We start from the raw sequence: 21,931 nt of genomic DNA, 5'->3' as shown, positions 1-21,931 counted from the left end.
TTAGAGCCCGTACTCCTTCCAGCGGCGGTCGACCTTCGACGCCGTCTCCGGGTCGGACTCGACCATCTCGGGCCAGCCCCCGTCCCGGGTGTAGCCCTCCTCGGGCAGCTTCTTCGTCGCGTCGATGCCCGCCTTGCCGCCCCAGAACTGCTGGTAGGACGCGTGGTCGAGGTGGTCGACGGGACCTTCGGCCACCGTCAGGTCGCGTGCGTAGTCGGTGTTGCCGAGCGCACGCCAGGACACTTCGTGCAGGTCGTGGACGTCGCAGTCCTTGTCCACGACCACGATCAGTTTGGTCAGCGACATCATGTGGGCGCCCCAGATGGCGTGCATGACCTTCTGCGCGTGCTTCGGGTACTTCTTGTCGATCGAGACGATCGCGCAGTTGTGGAAGCCGCCGGACTCCGGCAGGTGGTAGTCGACGATGTCCGGGACGATCACCTTGAGGAGGGGGAGGAAGAACCTCTCCGTGGCGCGGCCGAGGGGGCCGTCCTCCGTCGGCGGGCGGCCGACCACGATCGACTGGAGCAGCGGACGCTTCCGCATCGTCACGCAGTCGATCTTCAGCGCCGGGAAGTCCTCCTGCGGCGTGTAGAAACCGGTGTGGTCGCCGAAGGGGCCCTCGGGGAGCATCTCGCCCGGCTCCAGCCAGCCCTCGATGACGACCTCGGCGTGCGCGGGGACCTGGAGCGGGACCGTCTTGCAGTCGACCATCTCCACGCGCTTGCCCTGGATGAACCCGGCCAGCATGTACTCGTCCATGTCGCCCGGCAGCGGCGCGGTGGAGGCGTACGTGACGGCGGGCGGGCAGCCGAAGGCGATCGCGACCGGGAGCTTCTCGCCCCTGCGGGCGGCCACCTGGTAGTGGTTGCGGCTGTCCTTGTGGATCTGCCAGTGCATGCCGATGGTGCGCTTGTCGTGGCGCTGCAGGCGGTACAGACCGAGGTTGCGGACGCCGGTGTCGGGGTCCTTGGTGTGGGTCAGGCCGAGGTTGAAGAAGGAGCCGCCGTCCTCGGGCCAGGTGAAGAGCGCGGGCAGCTTCTCCAGGTCGACGTCGTCGCCGGTGAGCACGACCTCCTGCACGGGCGCGTTGTCGGACTTCACCTTCTTCGGCGGCACGTGCGTCATCGCGCCGAGCTTCCCGAAGGCCTCGCGGATGCCGACGAAGCCGTGCGGCAGCTCCGGCTTGAGGAGGCCGCCGATCTTGTCGCTGATCTCGCTGTACGACTTCAGGCCGAGCGCCTTCAGGAGGCGCCGGTCCGTCCCGTACACGTTCATCGCGAGGGGCATCGCCGAGCCGCGCACGTTCTCGAAGAGGAGCGCCGGGCCGCCGGCCTTCTGGACGCGGTCGGTGATCTCGCCGACCTCCAGATAGGGATCGACCTCGGCCTTGATGCGCTTGAGATCGCCCTCGCGCTCCAGTGCACGGAGCAGGGAGCGAAGATCGTCATAAGCCATGCGTTCCAGTATCGGTCACCGGCTACCCTGGCCCCGTCACCGGGGTTCGTACGCCGCCCTTCCTTCGTCCTTTGGGGAATCGCGCCACCATGCTCAGGTATCTGCCGTTCCTGCTGGTCCTGGCCGTGTGGATCTATGCCTTCATCGATGTCCTGAACACTCCGGAGAAGGAGGTCAGGCATCTGCCGAAGGTGGTCTGGGTCATCATCGTGCTGCTCTTCGGCGAGGTTCTCCTCGGCCCGATCGCCTGGTTCGTCACGGGCAAGGTGCGCAAGACGCCCGCCACCGGGGGCGGTCCCCGCGCCGGGCGCGGCGGCCGCGGCGGACAGTGGGTGGCACCTGACGACAACCCCGAGTTCCTGAAGTCCCTCAGGGACGAGGACCCGGACGACAAGAAGCGGGACCGGGGCACGGAGGGCTGATGATGGAACTGCGGCTGCTCGTCACGTTCGAAAAGGTCGCGACCGTGCTCAGCTTCACGCAGGCCGCCGCCGAGCTGAAGTACGCCCAGTCCAGCGTCACCAGCCAGATCCGCTCCCTGGAGTCCTCGCTCGGCGCCGAGCTCTTCGACCGGCTCGGCAGCCGCATCCGGCTCACGGACGCGGGTGAGCGCCTGCTCCCCTACGCCCAGCAGATCATCGACCTCGCGGACGAGGCACGGGCCGCGGTCGTCGGCGCCGAGGAGCCGGCCGGCGCGATCGCCGTCGGCACGATGGAGTCGCTGACCTCCTACCGGCTGCCCCCGCTGCTCGAACTCTTCCACCACCGCTACCCCAAGGTGCAGCTCTCCCTGCGCCCCACGCTGGGCGACGAGACCCGCCACGCGCTGCGGCAGGGGACGTACGACGTGGGGTTCCTGATGGAGCGCGAGACCGAGCACGCGGGCCTGGAGACCGAGGTCCTCGCCGAGGAGCCGCTGGTCCTGGTCTGCGCGCCGACGCATCCGCTGGCCGAGCGCGGGGCGGGCTCGCTCGCCACGGGTGATCTGGCGGCGGTGCAGCTCGTCGGCACGGAGCCCGGCTGCCCCTACCGGGATCTGTTCGAGGACGAGCTGCGGACGCGCAACGGCTCCCCGCCGCCCTTCATGGAGTTCGGCACGATCGAGGCCACCAAGCGAGGGGTCGCCGGTGGCCTCGGGGTGGCGCTCCTGCCGCGGATGGCGGTACGCGACGAGCTGACCTCGGGGGTGCTCGTCGCGCTGCCGTGGGAGCCGCCCTTCGTCCTGCACACGCAGCTGGCGTGGCGGTCGGGCAAGCGGCTTCCGGCCCATGTGCGGCTGTTCATCGACCAGTCGGTACGGCTGGTGCGGGAGCAGACAGCGGAGCCGGCGAACCAGACGAACCAGTCGAACCGGCAATCGTCTTCGTCGACTTGACGCGGTTGATCTTCAGGCTCGCGAGGACGATCAGCGGTACGCCGAGCGCCTGGACGAGGCCGATGTGGTGCCCGTAGACGGCCCAGTCGGCGACCATCGCGACCGCCGGGTAGGTGAAGGCGAGTACGGCGATCTTGGCGGTGGGCAGCTTCGCGTACGCCGCGTACATCAGGACGTACATCAGGCCGGTGTGGATGACGCCGAGCCCAACCAGCCAACCCCAGCCGGTGGCCGTCCCGCTCATCGCGCCGAAGTTCGCGAAGGGCAGCAACAGCGGGATGCCGACGAGGACTTGGACGAGGGCGATCAGGTGGGGGCGTACCCCGGTGATGCGCTTGGTGACGAGGGTGGAGAGGCCGTAGAGCAGCGCGGCCAGGAGGGCGAAGCCGATGCCGGTGAGCGAGCCGAGGTCGCCCGGCCGCACCCCGGACACCAGCACTAGCCCGACGAACGCGGTGCCGAGCCACATGAGTTGGCGGCTGGTCAGCCGCTCACGGAAGATGACGGCACTCATCAGGACGAGCAGGAACGGCTGAGTGTGGTAGACGACGGTCGCCAGCGAGATCGATGTCTCCTCGTACGCCTTGAAGAGGAACACCCAGTTGAAGACGATGAACGCGCCGCCGAGCGCGGCGAGTCCGAGCTTCTTCGGGGTGAGGCCGTGGCCGCGGAAGTAGCCGCGGGCGAAGGCGTAGGCCCCCAGGGCAAGGGCGCCGAACAGCACGCGGAAGAACACGACGTTGAAGGCCGACGCACCCGACTCGACGACGAAGATCCCGAGGGTGCCGGAGAGCACCATCGCTGCGGTGAGCTGGGCCGTGCCCTTGTTTTCTGAGGTCATGCCAAGAAGCTACGAGCGGACGTATGCCCTGGTCCACGGGCCAGTGGGGCGTCCTGCCGATGAGGTCATCGACGGAAACGATGGCCCAAGGTCACGGCGTGGGCGGTCAGCTCTTCCGGTACATCTCACGCAGCTCCCGCCAGGGTTCAAGGCTCCACGTCGACCAGTCCTTGGGGTGCCCGTCGAGCGCGTCGACGAGGAACTGGAAGTGGTTGTGCCAGCCGGCGAGGCAGTCCAGACGCAGCTCGTCGTCACCCTCGAACTCGTTGGTGAAGCGCAGGGTGGCGGTCCCGGCACTCCCCTCGGCCGCCGCCACGTGGAAGCGGCACCGCCCGTGCAGGTCGATCGTGTACTCGACGATGCGTTCCGGGTTCCACGCGGTGACGGTCCCGGAGTGGGTGGCCGACTCGTCGCCGTTGAGCCAGCGCAACGAGACGGCACCGCCGAGCCGTGGCTCGAACACATCGGCGGCGGCCAGCCACCCCGGTAGCCCCTCCGGGGTGGCCACCGCCGCCCAGACCTTGTCCACAGGGTGGGGAAGGCGAAGCTCGTACCCAAGATGCTGCCTGGAGCCATTGGCCCGGCTCACGCCCTGCCCGATCGTCACACTCATGCCCCAACCCTGACCCGCCCCACCCCGACGCGCACGCCCTAGGGGTGCTTATGGGCTGCTGTCCGCACGGCGAAGGCCGGTTCCCGTGTGCTGGGGCAGGGGAACCGGCCTTGGGAGGCTGGGGCGGTGCGGGCGGGGGTCAGACCCCGGCGTACGGGTGGGGGTCAGACCCCGGCGTACGAGTGCTTGCCGGTGACGAAGATGTTGACGCCGTAGTAGTTGAACAGCCAGCAGCCGAAGGCGATCAGGGCCAGGTAGGCGGCCTTGCGGCCCTTCCAGCCGGCCGTCGCGCGCGCGTGCAGGTAGCAGGCGTAGGCGACCCAGGTGATGAAGGACCAGACCTCCTTGGGGTCCCAGCCCCAGTAGCGGCCCCACGCGTCGCCCGCCCAGATCGCGCCCGCGATGATCGTGAACGTCCACAGCGGGAAGACGGCGGCGTTCACGCGGTACGAGAACTTGTCGAGCGAGGCCGCGGCCGGGAGGCGCTCCAGGACCGAGGTCGCGAAGCGGCCGGGCTGTCCGCCCGAGGCCAGCTTGTTCTCGTAGGAGTCGCGGAAGAGGTAGAGGATCGTCGCGACACCGGCCAGGTAGAACGTCGCGCCGCAGAAGATCGCGGTGGAGACGTGGATCCACAACCAGTACGAGTGAAGGGCGGGAACCAACTGGTCGCTGGCGGTGTACAAGACAGTGACGGCCAGTCCGAGATCGAGGAGGACCGTGGTGACCAGCGGAAGGCCCAGCCAGCCGACGTTCTTCTTGAGCGCCATGAGCACGAGGTACACCCCGACGGCCATGGTGGAGAACGTCAGGTTGAACTCGTACATATTGCCCCACGGCGCCCGCTGCACCGAGAGCGCGCGGGTGAGCACACCACCGAACTCGACGAGGAACGCGAGCACGGTCAGGGACACGGCGATACGGCCGTAGAGGTCGCCCTTCTCGTCACCGGCCGCGGCGCCGGGACCGTCCGGCACATCGCGGGTTCCGGTGACGGAGCGGGTGATGACCTTGGGCGCCGCCTTCGGCCGGTCGAGGACGGCGGTGCCGCCCTTGGCCTTGATGGTGACGCCGGGCGCCTTGGCGGCGGCCTCGGCCTTGGAGGTCAGCGCGGCGGCCGTGCGGCCGACCTTGCTGCGGCTGCCGAGGATCCACTCTGCCATGTGCGCGAAGAAGGCAAGGAGATAGACGGCCATCGCGGAGTACACCAGCACATTGCTGATGTTCGCGAGGTTCTCGTTCGGTTCGGCAGCGAGGGTGGTGGCGAGATTCACTTCTCAGCCCCTTCGGCAGGAACTTCTTGGGGGTTGGAGTCGCCATGCTCTGCATCGGCATGATCGGCATGGTCTGTGTCGGGCGCGCTCGGCGCCTTCTCGTGCAGGTGTGCGGCGAGATCGCCCAGCTCCTCGGGCAGCTTCGCGGACTCGCTGCGGCCGAGCCCGGCCATCTCCACGACGGTCACGCCGTCGGCGCCCCGCACGGCCCGCACCCACACACGGCGGCGCTGGATGAACAGCGATCCGGCGAGGCCGACGATGGCGGAGACCGCCCCGATCAGCGCCCACATGCTGCCGGGCTGCTGGGAGACCTGGAAGGTCGCCCAGCGCTTGATGTCCTTCTCGAAGGTGATCGAGCCGGCGCCGTTCGGCAGCTTCATCGTCTCGCCGGGCACCAGCCGCTGCTTGAAGAGCTCGCCCTTGGAGTCCTTGAACTTGGACATCTTGCTGGTGTCCAGCTGGTACACGTTCTGCGGCAGACCGGAGTCCACCCCGAGGCTTCCGTGGTACGCGGACAGCGCGAGCACGGGATAGTCCAGGGCGGGGAACTGGGAGAACATCTGGCCGTGGCCCTCGCCCGCGAACGTCGGCACGAAGAAGGCGTTGAAGCCGAGCTGTTCCTTCTTGCCGTTCTTGTCGCGGTAGCCGTCGAGGACCTTGATCGCGCCGGTGGCCGTGCCGTTGGAGTCGATCGGCAGCAGCGGGACGGACTGGGTGCTGACGACCTTGCCCTTGCCGTCGCGCACGGTGACGGTCGGCGCGTAGCCCTGGCCGATGAGGTAGACCTTCGAGCCGTCGACCTCGAGCGGCTTGTTGACCTCGATGGCCTTCTTCTTCTCGGGACCGTCGATGCCCTCGCTGTAGGTCACGTTCGCCCGGTAGGTGCGGGCCGTGCCCTTCTCGGGGCCCTTCCTCTCGAACGACGACTCGAAGCTGTCCAGCTTGAAGCTGAAGGGCGCCAGGTCGTCGGTGTTGAAGAGGTTGCCGGACTTGAAGTTGTCGTACTGGGTGAGGGTGTTGGAGAACCCGTCCCCCTGGACGATGAGCTTGCCGCCCTCGGACTTGAACAGGGCCCCGACGGCGAAGGCCACCAGGAGCACGATCAGCGAGACGTGGAAGAAGAGGTTGCCCGCCTCACGCAGGTAGCCCTTCTCCGCGGCGACGGACGCCCCCGCGCCACCCTTGCCCGCCGCGAGGTCGGCGCGGAAGCGACGCCCCTTGAACAGGCCGAGCGCGGCCTCGTGGACCTCGTCGGGTGCGGCCTCGGTGCGCCACGTGGTGTAGGCGGGCAGCCGGTCGAGCCGTTTGGGCGCGCCCGGCGGCCGGCCGCGCAACTGGCCCACGAACTGCCAGGTGCGGGGCACGATGCAGCCGATGAGGGAGATGAAGAGAAGGATGTAGATCGCCGAGAACCACACGGAGCTGTAGACGTCGAACAGCTGGAACTTCTCGTACAGCGGCCCGAGCGTGGTGTGCGCCTTCTTGAAGTCCTGGACCTTCAGCTCGTCGATGCTGGTCTGCGGGATCAGCGAACCGGGGATCGCACCGAGCGAGAGGAGGAGCAGCAGAAGCAGCGCGACCCGCATCGAGGTCAGCTGCCGCCACATCCACCGGACCCAGCCGACGACCTCACGGCCCGTCCAGGCCAGCCAGCCGGTGACCCCGGGAGCACGCTTGCCGCCGAAGGAGCCCGGCATCGCACGGTCGACGGGGGCGGTGGACAGCTGCGAGCCCGCGGCGCCGAGATCGCTCTCGGTCTGCTCTTCGGGGGCGTCGGCCGTGCTCGTCCTGCTCGTGTCAGGGGCTTCGGTCTTGCTCATGGATCAGATCCCCACCGTGTAGCCGTTGGACCAGACCTGCATCTCCTGCACGATGCTGTCCCACACTCCGGTGACGAGGAGCAGCCCGGTCGCGATCATCATGATGCCGCCGATGCGCATCACCCAGACGTAGTGCTTCTTCACCCAGCTGAACGCGCCGAGCGCCTTGCGGAAGGCGATCGCCGCGAGGATGAACGGCAGCCCGAGCCCCACGCAGTACGCGACGCTCAGTATGGCCCCGCGCCCCGCGCTCCCCTGGTCGAGTGCCAGGGAGTTGACGGACGTGAGCGTGGGCCCCACGCAGGGCGCCCAGCCCACGGCGAACAGCGCGCCGAGCAGCGGCGCCCCCGCGAGCCCGGCGGCCGGCTTCTTGTGGAAGCGGAACTCCCGCTGCGACAGCCAGGGCATGAGCCCCATGAAGAAGATGCCGAGCGCGATCATCAGGACGCCGAGCACCTTGCTGATGACGTCCTGGTAGTCCTGCAGGTTCTGCCCGACGTACCCGAAGAGCGCGCCGGTGGAGACGAAGACGGCGGTGAACCCGAGCACGAAGAGCCCGGCCCCCGCGGCCATCCGCCCCCGCTTGGCCTCCGCGAGGTCGGTGCCGCCGACCCCGGTGACGTACGACAGATAGCCCGGCACGAGCGGCAGTACGCACGGGGAGAAGAAGGAGACGAGACCGCCGAGCGCGGCGATGGGCAGCGCGAGGAGCAGCGCGCCGTTCATCACGGTCTGGTTCGCTTCGCCTACGGCGGCGAGAGTGGACATCACGGGGAGATCACTTCTCCGCGATCAGCGGGTCGATCATCTTGCGCAGCTTCTCTTCGCTGAGCGCCTGCTGCGAGCGGGCCGCGATCTTTCCCTCGCGGTCGAGGACGATCGTGGAGGGGATGAACTTGGGGTTCATCGTGCCCTTGGGGAAGCGCAGCATCAGCTTGCCCATCGGATCGTGCAGGCTCGGGTAGGAGATCTTCCACTCCTTCTCGAACGTCAGCGCGGGACCCTTCTGCGGATCACGGGTGTTGATCCCGATGAACTGCACGTCCTTGTCCTTGGTGTCCTTCGACACCTTCGCGAAGTTGGGGGCCTCGGCCCGGCAGGGCGAACACCAGGAGCCCCACACGTTCAGGACGACGACCTTGCCCTTGTAGTCGTCGACGTCGAGGTGCTTGCCGGTGAGGGTCTCCCCCTCGAGCTTCGGCCCGTCCTGGCGCTCACCCTTGTCGGCGGTGGCGATGCCGTCGGAGCCGGTGACGAAGTTGGTGTTGCCGGAGCCGCCGGACGTGCCGCCGGAGCCGCACGCCGACAGGGTCAGCGCGGCGACCGCGGCCCCAGCGCCCAGGAGGGCGGCGCGGCTGCGGCTACGGCTGCGGTTCGTGCTGTGGGGGGCGCGGCAGGCGGCACTCATGTGAAAAGTTTCGCATGTCTGTTTCGGGGATCTTCCGCACCCCCCGGGGTTGCGGAAAGTCCCATTTCAGACGGCCTTCCCGAGTCCCTTCCAGCCACCGGCGGGCTTCTGGCCCACCTCGAGGCCCTGCAGGTCGGCGAGGACCTTCGGGTCCTGCACGTCGAGCCAGTCGACGAACTGCCGGAAGGAGACCAGGCGCACGTCCTTCTTCCCGGCCATGTGCTTCAGGGCGGCCTCGACGGCGTCCATGTAGATGCCGCCGTTCCACTCCTCGAAGTGGTTGCCGATGAAGAGCGGCGCGCGGTTGGTCTCGTAGGCGCGCTTGAACCCGGCGATGTAGGCCTCGGTGGCCTGCTTGCGCCAGCCCGGGTAGTTGGCCGGCGGGGCCTTCGTGGAGTTCTGCGACTGGTTGGCCAGGATGTTGTAGTCCATGGACAGGACCTCGAACGAGTGCCCGGGGAACGGCATCGCCTGCAGCGGCAGATCCCAGACACCCATCTTCTTCTGGGGCCAGCGCTGCCGGCCGCCGGGCGACGAGGCGTCATAACGCCAGCCGAGCTTCTTCGCCGTCGGCAGCAGATTGTCCTGGCCCAGGAGACAGGGCGTACGGCCGCCGATGAGTTCCTTGTCGTAGTCGAAAGGCAGCGACGGCAGATCGGTCCAGCCGGTATTCGTGCGCCATTCCTTGACGAAGGAGGTGGCCTGGTCGATTTCGCTCTGCCATTGCGCGGGCGTCCAGTTGGCGACCGTGCCGCTGCCCGCGCAGAAGTGTCCGTTGAAGTGCGTGCCGATCTCATGGCCTTCGAGCCAGGCCTGTCGGACGTACTTCAGCGTCTCCTTGATGTGACCGTCGGTGAGATATCCGATGTCGGAGGCGCCGACCCTGTTGTTCGGCGGCTTGTACATCCGCTTCTTCGACTCGGGCAGGAGATAAAGACCGGAGAGGAAGAACGTCATCCCCGCGTCGTGTTCCTCGGCCAGCTTCAAAAAACGTGGGAAGAGACCGTTGCCGACCTCGCCCGCACCGTCCCAGGAGAAGATCACGAACTGCGGGGGCGTCTCACCCGGCTGCAGGGGAACGGGCTTGCCCGGCTGATTCGGCTGCTTGCCGGTGTACGAGGTCGAACCGTCACCGATGGGCTTCGCCGGGCGCTTGTCGCCACCCGTGCCGCCGTTGCCGTCCTTCGCGCCGTCCGCGGAACCCGCCGTATGACCGCCGCCGCCCGTGCCGCAGCCGGCAAGTCCCAAAGCGGCCGCGGTCCCGACGCCGAGGCCGAGCATTCCCCTGCGACTGATGTCGCGCATTCCATCCCCATTCGTCGCGCCCTGCAGCCCTGCACGCATCCATGCATGAGGGACGCCCCGTTAGAGGGCGCGACGAACAAGGGGGTTCCGACAAGTAGGCACATATTGAGTGCCTTTTACCGAGAACGGACATACAGTCGCGAGCCGATTACCTGGCGTGGGCGCCCGGCAATACCAGCGGAGCGCTTACGCTCCGAACGCCTTGGCCTTCCCCTTCACCGGCTTGGCGCCCGCCAGGAGATGCGCGGGAACGAGATCCCGCGCGGGCTCCGTGTAACCCACGGAAACGATTTTGTCGCCGCGGTACGTGAACGTCGTGAGCGAGGCGAGCGTGCACTGCCGCTTGCGCGGGTCGTGCCACAGGCGCCGCTTCTCCACGAAGCTCCGCACGATCCAGATCGGCAACTGATGGCTGACGCACACCGCTTCATGCCCGCGGGCCGCGTCCCGCGCCGCGTCCAGGGCACCCATCATCCGCACGACCTGCTCGACGTACGGCTCGCCCCAGGACGGCTTGAAGGGGTTGACCAGGTGCTTCCAGTTCTCCGGGTTCTTCAGCGCGCCGTCGCCGACGCCGAAGGTCTTGCCCTCGAAGACGTTGCCCGCCTCGATGAGCCGCGCGTCCGTCGCCAGGTCAAGGCCCTGCGCCTTGGCGATCGGCGTCGCCGTCTCCTGCGCGCGGTCCAGCGGCGAGGCCACGACGTGCGTGATGTCACGCGGGGCCAGGTGCTCGGCGACCCGGTCGGCCATCTGCCGGCCAAGATCGGAGAGGTGGTAGTCCGGCAGGCGCCCGTAAAGGATGCCGTCCGGGTTCTCCACCTCCCCGTGGCGCATCACGTGGACGACTGTGAGCTCGCTGCCCGCACTCATGCGGTGGCCTCCGTGGTGGGTTCAGTGGCTTCGGCGGCCGCACGCGCCGCCGCGGGCAGGGCCGCGGCGATCCGTTCGACGGCCCGCTCGTCGTGGGCGGTGGAAACAAACCAGGACTCGAAGGCCGACGGCGGGAGATACACGCCCTGCGACAGCATCGAGTGGAAGAACGCGGTGAAGCGGAAGGACTCCTGGGTCTTCGCGTCCTCGTAGTTCCGCACCTCGCGCTCGGTGAAGAAGACGGAGAACATGTTCGACGCGTTCTGCAGCCGGTGCGCGACGCCCTCCTTGGAGAGCGCGTCGGTGACCAGGCCGCGCAGCTGCCCGGAGACCACGTCGACCTTGTCGTACGCGTCGTCGTCCAGGAGCCGCAACTGGGCGAGGCCCGCGGCCGTCGCGATCGGGTTCCCCGACAGGGTGCCCGCCTGGTAGACGGGGCCGACCGGGGCGAGGTGCTCCATGACGTCGGCCCGGCCACCGAAAGCGGCGGCCGGGAAGCCGCCGCCCATGACCTTGCCGAAGGTCATCAGATCGGGACGCACCCCGTCGACGCCGAACCAGCCCTCCTTCGACGTACGGAAGCCGGTCATGACCTCGTCCGAGATGAACAGCGCGCCGTTCTCCCTGCACAGGTCCGCGAGGCCCTGGTTGAAGCCCTCGCGCGGCGGCACGACGCCCATGTTGCCCGGCGACGCCTCGGTGATGACGCAGGCGATCTCACCGGCGTTCGCGGCGAACGCGGCACGCACGGCGTCCAAATCGTTGTACGGGACGACGATCGTGTCGCCCGCCTGGGCGCCGGTGACACCCGGGGTGTCCGGCAGACCGAAGGTGGCGAGACCGGAGCCCGCCGAGGCGAGCAGCGCGTCCACGTGACCGTGGTAACACCCGGCGAACTTGATGATCTTGGCGCGGCCGGTGAACCCGCGCGCGAGACGGATCGCGGACATCGTCGCCTCGGTGCCGCTGGAGACGAGCCGCACCTGCTCCACGGGCTCGATGCGCGCGACGATCTCCTCGGCGAGCGCGACCTCGCCCTCGCCGGGCGTACCGAAGGACGTGCCGCGCGCGACGGCCTCCTGAACTGCGGCGATCACTTCGGGGTGGGAGTGGCCGAGGATCATCGGCCCCCACGAGCAGACGAGGTCGACGTACTCACGGCCGTCGGCGTCCGTGAGGTACGGACCGGTACCGGACACCATGAACCGGGGCGTACCGCCCACAGCGCGGAAAGCGCGCACGGGAGAGTTCACACCACCGGGCGTCACGGCCGCCGCACGGTCGAAGAGAGTCTGCGAAACTGGGGCGCTATACGGGAAGCTCACATGAACCATGGTGTCAGAGGCTTCGGACATCCTGCGGACAGGTGTTTCACTCGACGTTTTAGCCGGTGACCGTGGGGGAGGTCACTGACACGATGATCGGGTTGCGCGGCGGGGGCCGCGAGGCCTAGAAAAGCAGGGGCGGGCGCCCTGGAAAAGCAGTCGGGTGGAGATATGCATCGCGGTGGCGGACTGGGCGAGGGGACCGACGGCCTGGGTCCGCGGCGTGCCCGGCGGATCGGCAGGCACCGGCGCGAGGCGGAAGCGGCCGAGGCTGAGGCCTTGGCACGGGGCGGCGAGACGGAGCAGGACCGGGCGGGAACCAGGAGTGGCCGGGTGGGTGGGGTGACCTACAAGTACTTCGGAGCTCCGGACGGCGCGACCGCCGCCCGCGTGCCCATCTCGATGCGCCCCGAGGAGCTCGGCGGTGATGAGCTGGGCATGGGCGGCATGTTCACGAAGATCAAGCCGGAGACCGTCGCCGCGATGGTCCTGACCGGTATCGAGGGCATACCCCTGTCCAAGGTGCCACCTCTCGAACTGGTCGTCCTGCACCCCGACTACGCCGTGGTCAAGCTCCCCATGACGGTCGTCGACCCGCTGCGCGGCGTCGGCGAGGAGTCGGTCGGCGCCGCGGCCTTCATCTGGTCCACGGTCCCCGACCGCGGCGGCCCGCGCGACGCGTTCAACGTCTACCAACTGCTGCACGAATGGCAGGACTTCAGCCACCGGCTGCATGACGCGGGGCACCAGGCGTACTGCCTGGTCTGGCCCTGAGCCCCGCGCCCCGCCCCTGTTCTCGGCTCTACTCCGGCCGCAGCGATGCCAGTTGCTGCTCGAAGGGGATCAGTTCCTCTTCGCGTACGGGCGCGGGCCGCATGAGCCCGGCCAGTTCGGCCGCGGACCGCTCGATGCGCTCGTCCAGGCCGTCCGCGCCCCAGTCCTCGGACGCCGCGTACACGGCCGTCGGTACGACCACCGCCCGCAGGTAGGCGAACAGCGGACGCAGCGCGTGCTCCAGGGCCAGCGAATGGCGCGGGGTGCCGCCGGTCGCCGCGATCAGGACCGGCGTACCGGCGAGCGCGTCCTTGTCCAGGACCGTCAGGACGTCGAAGAACGACTTGAACAGACCGCTGTAGGAGGCGGAGAAGATCGGTGTGACGGCGATCAGGCCGTCCGCGCCCTTCACCGCCTCGGCCGCCGCGCCCAGCTCCGGGCCCGGGAAACCGGTGACGTAGTTGTGCGCGATCTCCACCGCCAGGTCGCGGAGCTCGACGACCTGGATCTCCACATCGGCGTGGCGCCCGGTGGCCGCCGCGAGGCGGTCGGCCAGGAGGCGGGTGGAGGAGGGGACGCTGAGTCCCGCGGAGACGACGACGAGCTTCATACGGTGATCTCCTTGCCCTGCGAGGCCAGACGGATGGCGTGCGTCGGCGCGTCCGGGACGGTCGCCGGTCGGTTCTTGGCGAACTCGGCGCGCAGGACCGGGACGACCTCCTCGCCGAGGATGTCCAGCTGCTCCAGGACGGTCTTGAGGGGCAGGCCCGCGTGGTCCATCAGGAAAAGCTGGCGCTGGTAGTCGCCGACGGTGTCCCGGAAGGACAGCGTCCGCTCGATCACCTGCTGCGGCGAGCCGACGGTCAGCGGCGTCTGGGAGGTGAACTCCTCCAGGGACGGCCCGTGCCCGTAGACGGGGGCATTGTCGAAGTACGGCCTGAACTCCTTGACCGCGTCCTGGGAGTTCTTGCGCATGAAGACCTGACCGCCGAGCCCGACGATCGCCTGCTCCTCGGTGCCGTGCCCGTAGTGCGCGAACCGGCGGCGGTAGAGGTCGACCATCTTCTTGGTGTGCTCCTGCGGCCAGAAGATGTTGTTGTGGAAGAAGCCGTCGCCGTAGTACGCGGCCTGCTCGGCGATCTCCGGGGAGCGGATGGAGCCGTGCCAGACGAACGGCGCGACACCGTCGAGCGGACGGGGCGTAGAGGTGAACGACTGCAGGGGCGTACGGAACTTGCCCTCCCACGTCACGACGTCCTCGCGCCACAGACGGTGCAGGAGCGCGTAGTTCTCGACGGCGAGGTTGATGCCCTGGCGGATGTCCTTGCCGAACCACGGGTAGACCGGGCCGGTGTTGCCGCGGCCCATCATCACGTCGACCCGGCCTTCCGCGAGGTGCTGGAGCATCGCGAAGTCCTCGGCGATCTTCACCGGGTCGTTCGTGGTGATGAGGGTGGTGGAGGTGGAGAGGATCAGGTTCTCGGTGCGGGCGGCGATGTAGCCGAGCATCGTGGTGGGCGAGGAGGGGACGAACGGCGGGTTGTGGTGCTCGCCGGTCGCGAAGACGTCGAGCCCGACCTCCTCGGCCTTCAGCGCGATGGCCACCATCGCCTTGATGCGTTCGTGCTCGGTGGGGGTGCGGCCCGTCGTGGGATCGGGCGTCACGTCGCCGACGCTGAAGATCCCGAACTGCATGCCGGATCCGGTCCCGGACTGCGACTGCATGGCTGACTCACTCTCCGCAGGTTGTTGACTGTTCAACTATACCTACGGAACGGTGAGGTGCCAGGGGGTATTCCCCGGGGTCCCGGGAGGCCCTGCTCAGGCGCCCCGGGAGGCCCCGAGCAGGCCCCCGGGAGGCCTCGCGCAGGCGTCGCTCCGGTCCGGCTGCCTGCCAGGCATCACGGCGTCCAGCGCGGGTCGCGGCCCGTCTCCGCCAGCAGCCGTTCAAGCTCGGAGGCCTCCTCAGGCACGGCGAGCGGCTCTCCGAACACGCCCATCTTCCGGGCCGTCGGCCCCAGGCCCGCGACCGCTTCCCGCAGCGTGGCGACGACACCGCTGCTCTCCGGAGCGGGCTCGTACTCCTGCCCCGTCGCGCGGGCCAGGTCCCAGGCATGCACCGTCAGGTCGAGCAGCGCCATGCAGCCGACGGTCCTCGCGGGCATGTCCATCGCGCCCGTGGTGCCCTCGTCGGCGCCGGGCGCGGCCCACGCGGCGACCAGCTTCCCCGCCTCGTCGGCGAGACGCTCGCGCCAGTCAGGGATCTCGGCGACGACATCGGGGGCCTCGGTGCCGAAGTCGGCGTTCTGCTTGGCGGCGAGCGCCTGGAACTGGACGGTCACCTGGAAGAGATGATTGACCAGGGCCTTCACGTCGTACTCGGCACAAGGAGTGGGCGCGGCAAGGCGGTCGTCCGGGATCGCGCGGACCACGGGGACGGCTCGGTCGGTGGCCGCCTTCAACAGGTCGGCAATGCTGTTCTCACTCATGCCGTGACCGTAGGCCGGTGACCGCACCCATGGCTTGAAGAAACGCGACAGGACGACAGGGCGCCAGGACGACAGACCCGGCCCCGGGCCCCGTCATACGATCCAGCCATGGCCGACGCCGACGCCGCCCCCTCCGACGCCTCCCCCTCCCCCGTGTCTCCATCCGCTGCCTCTCCCTCCTCCCCCCGCAGCGACACCAAGGGCATCGTCGACGCCGCCGGCCTCCTCGCCCGCGCACGGTTCCGGCGGCACCTGGCGACGCCCGTGCTGCGCCCCTACGTGGAGCAGTACTGGCTGATCGACTGGGACCTCTCCCAGCCCTACGCCTCTCACGTCGTGCCGCACCCGTCCGTGAACGTCGTCTTCCAGAGGCTCCCCGGGCAGGAGCCCTTCGCCGAGGTGGCGGGAATCGGACTCGACCTCTTCACCCAGAAACTGGAGGGACAGGGGCGGGTCTGCGGCGTGAAGTTCCGCCCCGGCGGCTTCCGGCCGTTCGCCCCGACGGCCCCGGTGTCCGCGTGGACGGGACGCCGGATGCTGCCGCTGGAGGACGTCGTCGGGGAGATCCCCGAGAACGCCCTCGACGCGGTCCTGACCCCGGACGACGAGCACGCGCGCGTGGCGGCACTCGACGCCTTCCTGCTGGCCCTCGGCCCCACCCCCGACCCGCAGGCGGACCTCGCCATGGCCCTGGCCGAACGCATCCGCACGGACCGCGGGATCCGCCGGGTCAGCGAGTTCGCCCGGTCACAGGGCATGTCCGTACGGACGCTGCAGCGACTGTTCTCCACGTACGTGGGAGTCGGCCCGAAGTGGATGATCCTGCGCCACCGCATCCACGAGGCGCTCGAGCACGCGGAAACGGGCGAGGAGGTGGACTGGGCGGACGTGGCCGACGCACTCGGTTACGCCGACCAGGCCCACCTGATCAGGGACTTCACGGCAACGGTGGGAGTACCCCCGACGGCGTACGCGCCGCAGTGACGCGAAAGCGGCGAATCAAGGGCCCAGCAGCCGGCTTCAGGAGCCCCCCAGGTCGACGCTCCAGTCATTGCACCGCATCCAACGCCCCTTCGGATACTCGAAGTCGTGCTCGCCCCCGGGCGTGAACCCGGCCTTCCGGCAGACCCCGTTGGAAGCCGCGTGGTCCGCGGAGGGAAAGGCGTGCAGCCGTCGGTGCCGCCCGGCGGCCCGCGCCTCCTCGACGACCAGCCGCGCGGCCGACGCCGCGATGCCCCGCCCCTGGAACCCGGGCAGCACGCCCCACCCCGTCTCCCAGACGGTCTCGCCCTGCCAGGACGTCTCCCAGTACCCGATCGAACCGGCTGCCTCACCGTCCACGGCTATCCGGAACATCTGTCCCCGCTCATCCAGCGCGAGGTAACGCCGATGCCGGGACACCAGCTGCTCATGCGTCTCAGGACCACCCAAGTGCGCGGTCATCGCGGCGGAGTTACAGGCGACCAACAGCCCGAAGTCGCCCTCCGCCCAAGGAACAAGAACCGGGCCGGCGGCCACCAACGATCTCTCCATACGGACCAAGCTACGGCGAGGGTCTGACAACAGGCGCCGCTGACGCCGAAGGCTCACGTCCCCATGCCACGATTCCCCCATGCTCATCGCCCGCTCCGCCGCCCTCTTCGTCCTCGCCGCACTCTTCGAGATCGGCGGCGCCTGGCTCGTCTGGCAAGGAGTGCGCGAACACAAGGGGTGGGCATGGATCGGCGCGGGCGTCATCGCGCTCGGCGTGTACGGCTTCGTGGCCACGCTCCAGCCCGACGCCGAGTTCGGGCGCATCCTCGCCGCGTACGGCGGCGTCTTCGTCGCCGGATCGATCGCCTGGGGCATGGTCGCCGACGGCTACCGCCCCGACCGCTGGGACGTGACCGGGGCGCTGATCTGCCTCGCGGGCATGGCCGTAATCATGTACGCGCCACGAGCCCGCTAGCCCGGCGACCTATCCTGACGGGACAGACCAGGAACGTACATACATACGTACGCAGCAGGACGCCACGCACAAGGAGCAGCCATGACCGCCGCCGCGAACGCCGCCACCCGCATCGCGATCGTCACGGGCGCGAGCAGCGGCATCGGCGCCGCCACCGCGCGCGGACTCGCGGCTGCCGGCTACCGCGTCGTCCTCACCGCCCGCCGCAAGGACCGCATCGAGGCCCTCGCCGCGGAGATCACGGCCGCGGGCCACGACGCGATGGCGTACGCGCTCGACATCACCGACCGCGCGGCCGTGGACGAGTTCGCCACCGCCTTCCGCAAGGTCGCGGTCCTGGTCAACAACGCGGGCGGCGCGCTCGGCGCCGACACCATCGCCACCGGCGACCCGGAGGACTGGCGCCGGATGTACGAGACGAACGTCATCGGCACCCTGAACGTCACCCAGGCCCTGCTCCCCGCACTCACCGCGAGCGGCGACGGCACGGTGGTCGTCCTCTCCTCCACGGCCGGCCACGGCACGTACGAGGGCGGCGGCGGTTATGTGGCCGCCAAGCACGCCGAGCACGTCCTCGCCGAGACCCTGCGCCTGGAGATCGTCGGCACCCCGGTCCGCGTCATCGAGGTCGCCCCCGGCATGGTCAAGACGGAGGAGTTCGCGACGACCCGCTTCGGCGGCGACACGGAGAAGGCCGCGAAGGTCTACGCGGGCGTGGCGGCCCCCCTCACGGCGGAGGACGTCGCGGACACGATCACCTGGGCAGTAACCCGCCCGCCCCACGTAAACATCGACCTCTTGGTGGTCCGCCCCCGCGCCCAGGCCTCCAACACAAAGATCCACCGCGAGCTGTAGGGGAGAGGCGGCGGTTCAGCCCTTCACGCAGATGACCTGCTTGAGCTTGGCCACGACCTCGACCAGGTCACGCTGGTTCTCCATGACCTGCTCGATCGGCTTGTAGGCGCCCGGGATCTCGTCCACGACACCCGAGTCCTTGCGGCACTCGACGCCCTGCGTCTGCTCCTCCAGGTCCCGCGTGGAGAAGCGCTTCTTCGCCGCGTTGCGGCTCATCCGCCGACCCGCGCCGTGCGAGGCCGAGTTGAAGGCCTTCTCGTTGCCGAGGCCCTTCACGATGTACGAGCCCGTGCCCATCGAGCCGGGGATGATGCCGTACTCGCCCGAGCCCGCACGGATCGCGCCCTTGCGAGTGACCAGCAGGTCGACGCCCTCGTACCGTTCCTCTGCCACGTAATTGTGGTGGGCGCTGATCTCCTGCTCGAAGGTCGGCTTCGCCTTCTTGAACTCCTTGCGAACCACGTCCTTCAGGAGCGCCATCATGATCGAGCGGTTGTACTTCGCGTACTCCTGCGCCCAGTACAGGTCGTTCCGGTACGCCGCCATCTGCGGGGTGTCCGCGATGAAGACCGCGAGATCGCGGTCGACGAGGCCCTGGTTGTGCGGCAGCTTCTGGGCCACCCCGATGTGGTGGTCGGCCAGTTCCTTGCCGATGTTCCGGGAGCCGGAGTGCAGCATCAGCCAGACCGAACCGGACTCGTCGAGACAGAATTCGACGAAGTGGTTGCCGCTTCCGAGCGTTCCCATCTGCTTAGTCGCCCGTTCCTGACGGAATTTGACCGCATCGGCGACGTCGTCGAAGCGCGACCAGAAGCCATCCCACCCCGACATCCCGAACCCATGCAGCCGCCCCGGATCCACGGCATCGTCATGCATTCCCCGCCCCACCGGAATCGCCTGCTCGATCTTCGAGCGCAGGCGGGACAGGTCGCCCGGGAGGTCGTTCGCCGTCAGGGAGGTCTTGACCGCCGACATTCCGCAGCCGATGTCGACGCCGACCGCCGCGGGACATACCGCGCCCTGCATGGCGATCACGGAGCCGACCGTCGCACCCTTGCCGTAGTGGACGTCCGGCATGACGGCCAGGCCCTTGATCCAGGGCAGGGTCGCCACGTTCCGGAGCTGCTGGAGTGCGACGTCCTCCACCGAGGCCGGGTCCGTCCACATGCGGATCGGAACCTTCGCTCCGGGAACCTCTACGTACGACATATCGTCCTCATTACCCCGTAGTTACATCAAAGTGCGGAAAGTCTCGAAGAGCAAATACCGGGGCCAAGGTCGACGAAAGGGATCACGGACCGGCGTCCACGGCATTGCGTGCGATACACATTGTGTCCACCGGTCGCCCATCAGCGGCAACCCAATATCCCCGGCGAGAAGGAGCCCATCGGTGCAGCGGAAGGCCTACCTACCAGGCGTCGCAGCTCTTCTCACGGCGCTGCTCGCCGGCTGCACGGGTGGCGGCGCGCTCGGCGGAGAGCCGGACGACTCGAAGCCCGGCGAGACGGGCGGGACGACCGCGGCCGCCGAGCCCGGCAAGTACCGCACGCTCCCCGAGCCCTGCGGTCAGGTCGACCGCGGCACGCTCGACTCGATGCTGCCCGGCATCGAGGAGATCCCGGGCGAGGAACAGCGGGAGAAGGCGTACGAGGGTGCGCCCACCGTCACGTACGACACCGACCGGCGGGTGGGCTGCCGCTGGAAGGTGGAGTCGTCGGACGCGACGCACCATCTGTTCGTCGACTTCGAGCGCGTGGTCTCGTACGACAACGCCGTGAGCGACGACACCCGCGCCACGGAGGTCTACGCGACCAGGGCGCAGAAGGCGGACCTCGCCGAGCCTTCCGGCACCCCGTCCGCCGACGCGGACACGGAGCCGCCCGCCGATGGTGACGGCGGCAAGGGGGGCGAGCCCTCCGATGGTGCCGGTTCCGGGTCGGACAAGGACGACTCCGGCGCCTCCGCCGACTCCCCGGAAGAGGCCGTGACCCCTCCCGGTCTCGAACCCCGCATCCTGGACGACCTGGGCGACGAGGCCTTCCTCGACGACGCGCTCACGACGTCCGGCTCGGCGACCCGGCACCGCACGGTGACTGTGGTGTTCCGCACGTCGAACGTCGTCGTGACCGTCGAGTACGACGAGCAGCCGGGGCGCCTCACGGAGATCCCGGACAGCAAGGAAATGCAGGACAAGGCGCAGGAACTGGCCGGAACGCTGGCCGAGGGTTTCGACGAATAAAGACGGCTCGGACGGGTCACCCGCTGTCCGGAAGCGGAGTCGTCCGCGTCGGGCACGGCGTACCGTGGCCCATCGAACCGACGACAGCCGTCTTGAGTGACTTGAGTGAAGGAACCATGCACCGACCAGCACAGCGACTCACCCGCATACTCACCTGCGCAGCCGCCGTACCGGTGATCTTCATTGCCTCCGGCTGCTCCTCCGACTCCGGCTCGGGCTCGGACGGGGCCAAGAAGGACTCGGGTTCGAAGGCCTCGGCCTCGGCTCCGGGCAAGGACAAGGCCGCGACCGTGGAGAAGGCGGCGTTCAGCAAGCTGCCCGAGCCCTGCGACGTCCTGTCGAAGAAGACGCTCGACGACCTCGTCCCGGAGGCGAAGGACAAGTCGGGCAAGGCGGGCACGTCCGACGACACGTCGGCGCGCGGCACCTGCTCCTGGGACAGCCTGGACAACAACGGCGTCGACGGTTCGCAGTTCCGCTGGCTGCGTGTCTCCCTGATGCGCTTCGACTCGGACGCCTCGCTCGGCAGCGGTGCCAAGCGCGCGCAGAACAGCTTCGCCAAGCAGGTCGCGGACGCGCAGGCGACGGAGGGCGCGAAGAGCGTCAAGACGGAGCCGGTGCCCGGGATGGGCGACCAGACGACGGTCGTGCACTACGACCTGAAGAAGGACAAGGAAAACTTCAAGCAGCAGACGGTCGTGACGCGCGTGGAGAACGCGGTCGTCACGATCGACTACAACGGCGCGGGTCTGGCGGGCGACAAGGCGCCGGACTCGAAGGATCTGGCCAAGGACGCCGAGAAGGCCGCGAAGGAGGCCGCCGAGGCGGTCGTCGCCGCGAACAAGGCGGGCGGGGCGGACAGCGACTCCAAGGACTCGGGCTCGAAGGACTCGGGGTCCAAGGACTCGGACTCGAAGGATTCGGGGTCGAAGGACTCCAGCGCCAAGTCCGACTCCAAGTCCAGCAGCAAGCCCAAGAGCTGACGCAGGCGCTGGCGCAGGCGCGAATAGCCCGGCACGCGCCTCGCGTGCAACTCGCGGCGTAGTCACGGCAGTTGTGGAGCCCGGCCCCCTGGTGGCCGGGCTCCTGCCGTACCGGCACACCGGCTTCCGCATGCGTGTGCCAGGCTGTCGCTCGCAACAAACCGAACAGGGAGGGGTTCGCGGGTGGCCGCGATGCAGCTGACACGCACGCACCGAATACTCATCGGCGTGGTCGTCGCCGGTGCGGTCGTCATCGCCGCGATCGGTTTCGCGGGGTCGTACACGGCTGTGCGTGACCTGGCCGAGAAGAAGGGCTTCGGCAGCTTCTCGGCGGTCTTCCCGATCGGCATCGAC

24 protein-coding genes are annotated in these 21,931 nt (G+C 68.8%); 9 read left to right on the top strand and 15 right to left on the bottom strand.

All coding sequences use genetic code 11. The features are described from left to right. Positions 1-1,458 (bottom strand): menaquinone biosynthesis decarboxylase, encoded by a 1,458-nt coding sequence (locus ACWFRU_RS33380; protein ID WP_453691872.1) that lies wholly within the window; start codon positions 1,456-1,458, stop codon positions 1-3. Between the two features lie 89 nt (positions 1,459-1,547). Between ACWFRU_RS33380 and ACWFRU_RS33375 the strand changes: the two genes are divergently transcribed. Beyond that, on the top strand, positions 1,548-1,880 hold the full coding sequence (locus tag ACWFRU_RS33375) for a PLD nuclease N-terminal domain-containing protein (RefSeq protein WP_453691871.1): 333 nt from the start codon (positions 1,548-1,550) through the stop codon (positions 1,878-1,880). 2 nt (positions 1,881-1,882) lie between these two features. Beyond that, positions 1,883-2,833 carry a LysR family transcriptional regulator gene (locus ACWFRU_RS33370; RefSeq protein WP_453692014.1) on the top strand — a complete coding sequence of 317 codons (951 nt, stop codon included), beginning with the start codon at positions 1,883-1,885 and terminating at the stop codon, positions 2,831-2,833. Here ACWFRU_RS33370 and ACWFRU_RS33365 read toward each other — a convergent pair. The 9 genes from ACWFRU_RS33365 to hemL form a co-directional block, all read right to left on the bottom strand. Continuing rightward, entirely contained in the window at positions 2,739-3,674 is a 936-nt protein-coding gene (locus ACWFRU_RS33365; RefSeq protein ID WP_453691870.1) for a DMT family transporter, read from the bottom strand. The genes ACWFRU_RS33370 and ACWFRU_RS33365 overlap by 95 nt on opposite strands. Positions 3,675-3,780: 106 nt before the next feature. After that, positions 3,781-4,287: an SRPBCC domain-containing protein gene (locus ACWFRU_RS33360; RefSeq protein WP_453691869.1), complete on the bottom strand. Its 507-nt coding sequence runs from the start codon at positions 4,285-4,287 to the stop codon at positions 3,781-3,783. A 164-nt stretch (positions 4,288-4,451) separates the two neighbouring features. Then, positions 4,452-5,558 (bottom strand): c-type cytochrome biogenesis protein CcsB, encoded by a 1,107-nt coding sequence (gene ccsB / locus ACWFRU_RS33355; protein WP_453691868.1) that lies wholly within the window; start codon positions 5,556-5,558, stop codon positions 4,452-4,454. After that, on the bottom strand, positions 5,555-7,381 hold the full coding sequence (resB, locus tag ACWFRU_RS33350; RefSeq protein ID WP_453691867.1) for a cytochrome c biogenesis protein ResB: 1,827 nt from the start codon (positions 7,379-7,381) through the stop codon (positions 5,555-5,557). The genes ccsB and resB overlap by 4 nt, the downstream gene beginning before the upstream one ends. Positions 7,382-7,384: 3 nt before the next feature. Next, on the bottom strand, positions 7,385-8,149 hold the full coding sequence (locus ACWFRU_RS33345; protein WP_453692013.1) for a cytochrome c biogenesis CcdA family protein: 765 nt from the start codon (positions 8,147-8,149) through the stop codon (positions 7,385-7,387). 10 nt (positions 8,150-8,159) lie between these two features. Further along, a complete protein-coding gene (locus tag ACWFRU_RS33340) occupies positions 8,160-8,789 on the bottom strand; it encodes a TlpA family protein disulfide reductase (RefSeq protein ID WP_453691866.1) in 630 nt (209 codons plus the stop codon). 66 nt (positions 8,790-8,855) lie between these two features. Further along, positions 8,856-10,094, bottom strand: coding sequence for a hypothetical protein (locus ACWFRU_RS33335; RefSeq protein WP_453691865.1), 1,239 nt, complete (start codon positions 10,092-10,094; stop codon positions 8,856-8,858). A 186-nt stretch (positions 10,095-10,280) separates the two neighbouring features. Next, complete coding sequence (locus ACWFRU_RS33330) at positions 10,281-10,964, bottom strand: histidine phosphatase family protein (protein WP_453691864.1); 684 nt, start codon at positions 10,962-10,964, stop codon at positions 10,281-10,283. Further along, the gene (gene hemL / locus ACWFRU_RS33325) at positions 10,961-12,298 is read right to left on the bottom strand and encodes a glutamate-1-semialdehyde 2,1-aminomutase (protein WP_453692012.1); all 1,338 of its coding nucleotides are present in this window, start codon (positions 12,296-12,298) and stop codon (positions 10,961-10,963) included. The genes ACWFRU_RS33330 and hemL overlap by 4 nt, the downstream gene beginning before the upstream one ends. Before the next feature lie 324 nt (positions 12,299-12,622). Here hemL and ACWFRU_RS33320 point away from each other — a divergent pair, with 324 nt between their 5' ends. After that, positions 12,623-13,063, top strand: a complete 441-nt coding sequence (locus tag ACWFRU_RS33320) for a hypothetical protein (RefSeq protein ID WP_363212845.1) — start codon at positions 12,623-12,625, stop codon at positions 13,061-13,063. 28 nt (positions 13,064-13,091) lie between these two features. On the opposite strand, the gene ACWFRU_RS33315 is transcribed toward ACWFRU_RS33320, so the two are convergent. From ACWFRU_RS33315 to ACWFRU_RS33305, 3 genes are all read right to left on the bottom strand, one after another. Then, positions 13,092-13,673: an FMN reductase gene (locus ACWFRU_RS33315; protein WP_453691863.1), complete on the bottom strand. Its 582-nt coding sequence runs from the start codon at positions 13,671-13,673 to the stop codon at positions 13,092-13,094. Beyond that, positions 13,670-14,758 carry an LLM class flavin-dependent oxidoreductase gene (locus tag ACWFRU_RS33310; RefSeq protein ID WP_453692011.1) on the bottom strand — a complete coding sequence of 363 codons (1,089 nt, stop codon included), beginning with the start codon at positions 14,756-14,758 and terminating at the stop codon, positions 13,670-13,672. The genes ACWFRU_RS33315 and ACWFRU_RS33310 overlap by 4 nt, the downstream gene beginning before the upstream one ends. A gap of 206 nt (positions 14,759-14,964) precedes the next feature. Beyond that, positions 14,965-15,552, bottom strand: coding sequence for a TIGR03086 family metal-binding protein (locus ACWFRU_RS33305; protein ID WP_453691862.1), 588 nt, complete (start codon positions 15,550-15,552; stop codon positions 14,965-14,967). 108 nt (positions 15,553-15,660) lie between these two features. Here ACWFRU_RS33305 and ACWFRU_RS33300 point away from each other — a divergent pair, with 108 nt between their 5' ends. Beyond that, complete coding sequence (locus ACWFRU_RS33300; RefSeq protein ID WP_453691861.1) at positions 15,661-16,536, top strand: AraC family transcriptional regulator; 876 nt, start codon at positions 15,661-15,663, stop codon at positions 16,534-16,536. A 36-nt stretch (positions 16,537-16,572) separates the two neighbouring features. Here ACWFRU_RS33300 and ACWFRU_RS33295 read toward each other — a convergent pair whose 3' ends face one another. Further along, positions 16,573-17,085, bottom strand: coding sequence for a GNAT family N-acetyltransferase (locus ACWFRU_RS33295; RefSeq protein WP_453691860.1), 513 nt, complete (start codon positions 17,083-17,085; stop codon positions 16,573-16,575). Between the two features lie 79 nt (positions 17,086-17,164). Between ACWFRU_RS33295 and ACWFRU_RS33290 the strand changes: the two genes are divergently transcribed. Then, the gene (locus tag ACWFRU_RS33290) at positions 17,165-17,500 is read left to right on the top strand and encodes a YnfA family protein (protein ID WP_453691859.1); all 336 of its coding nucleotides are present in this window, start codon (positions 17,165-17,167) and stop codon (positions 17,498-17,500) included. An 81-nt stretch (positions 17,501-17,581) separates the two neighbouring features. Further along, positions 17,582-18,355: an SDR family NAD(P)-dependent oxidoreductase gene (locus tag ACWFRU_RS33285; protein WP_453691858.1), complete on the top strand. Its 774-nt coding sequence runs from the start codon at positions 17,582-17,584 to the stop codon at positions 18,353-18,355. A gap of 15 nt (positions 18,356-18,370) precedes the next feature. Here ACWFRU_RS33285 and ACWFRU_RS33280 read toward each other — a convergent pair whose 3' ends face one another. Further along, entirely contained in the window at positions 18,371-19,564 is a 1,194-nt protein-coding gene (locus tag ACWFRU_RS33280; RefSeq protein WP_453691857.1) for an RtcB family protein, read from the bottom strand. A gap of 181 nt (positions 19,565-19,745) precedes the next feature. Here ACWFRU_RS33280 and ACWFRU_RS33275 point away from each other — a divergent pair, with 181 nt between their 5' ends. The 3 genes from ACWFRU_RS33275 to ACWFRU_RS33265 form a co-directional block, all read left to right on the top strand. Further along, positions 19,746-20,594: a DUF3558 domain-containing protein gene (locus tag ACWFRU_RS33275; protein WP_453691856.1), complete on the top strand. Its 849-nt coding sequence runs from the start codon at positions 19,746-19,748 to the stop codon at positions 20,592-20,594. A gap of 116 nt (positions 20,595-20,710) precedes the next feature. Further along, on the top strand, positions 20,711-21,577 hold the full coding sequence (locus ACWFRU_RS33270; RefSeq protein ID WP_453691855.1) for a DUF3558 domain-containing protein: 867 nt from the start codon (positions 20,711-20,713) through the stop codon (positions 21,575-21,577). Positions 21,578-21,760: 183 nt separating this feature from the next. Continuing rightward, the coding region (locus ACWFRU_RS33265; RefSeq protein ID WP_453692010.1) for a DUF2637 domain-containing protein at positions 21,761-21,931 on the top strand (171 nt) is incomplete at its 3' end.

Source organism: Streptomyces sp. NPDC055099 (genome assembly GCF_053607685.1).
This window is presented reverse-complemented; position numbering and strand designations above follow the sequence as displayed.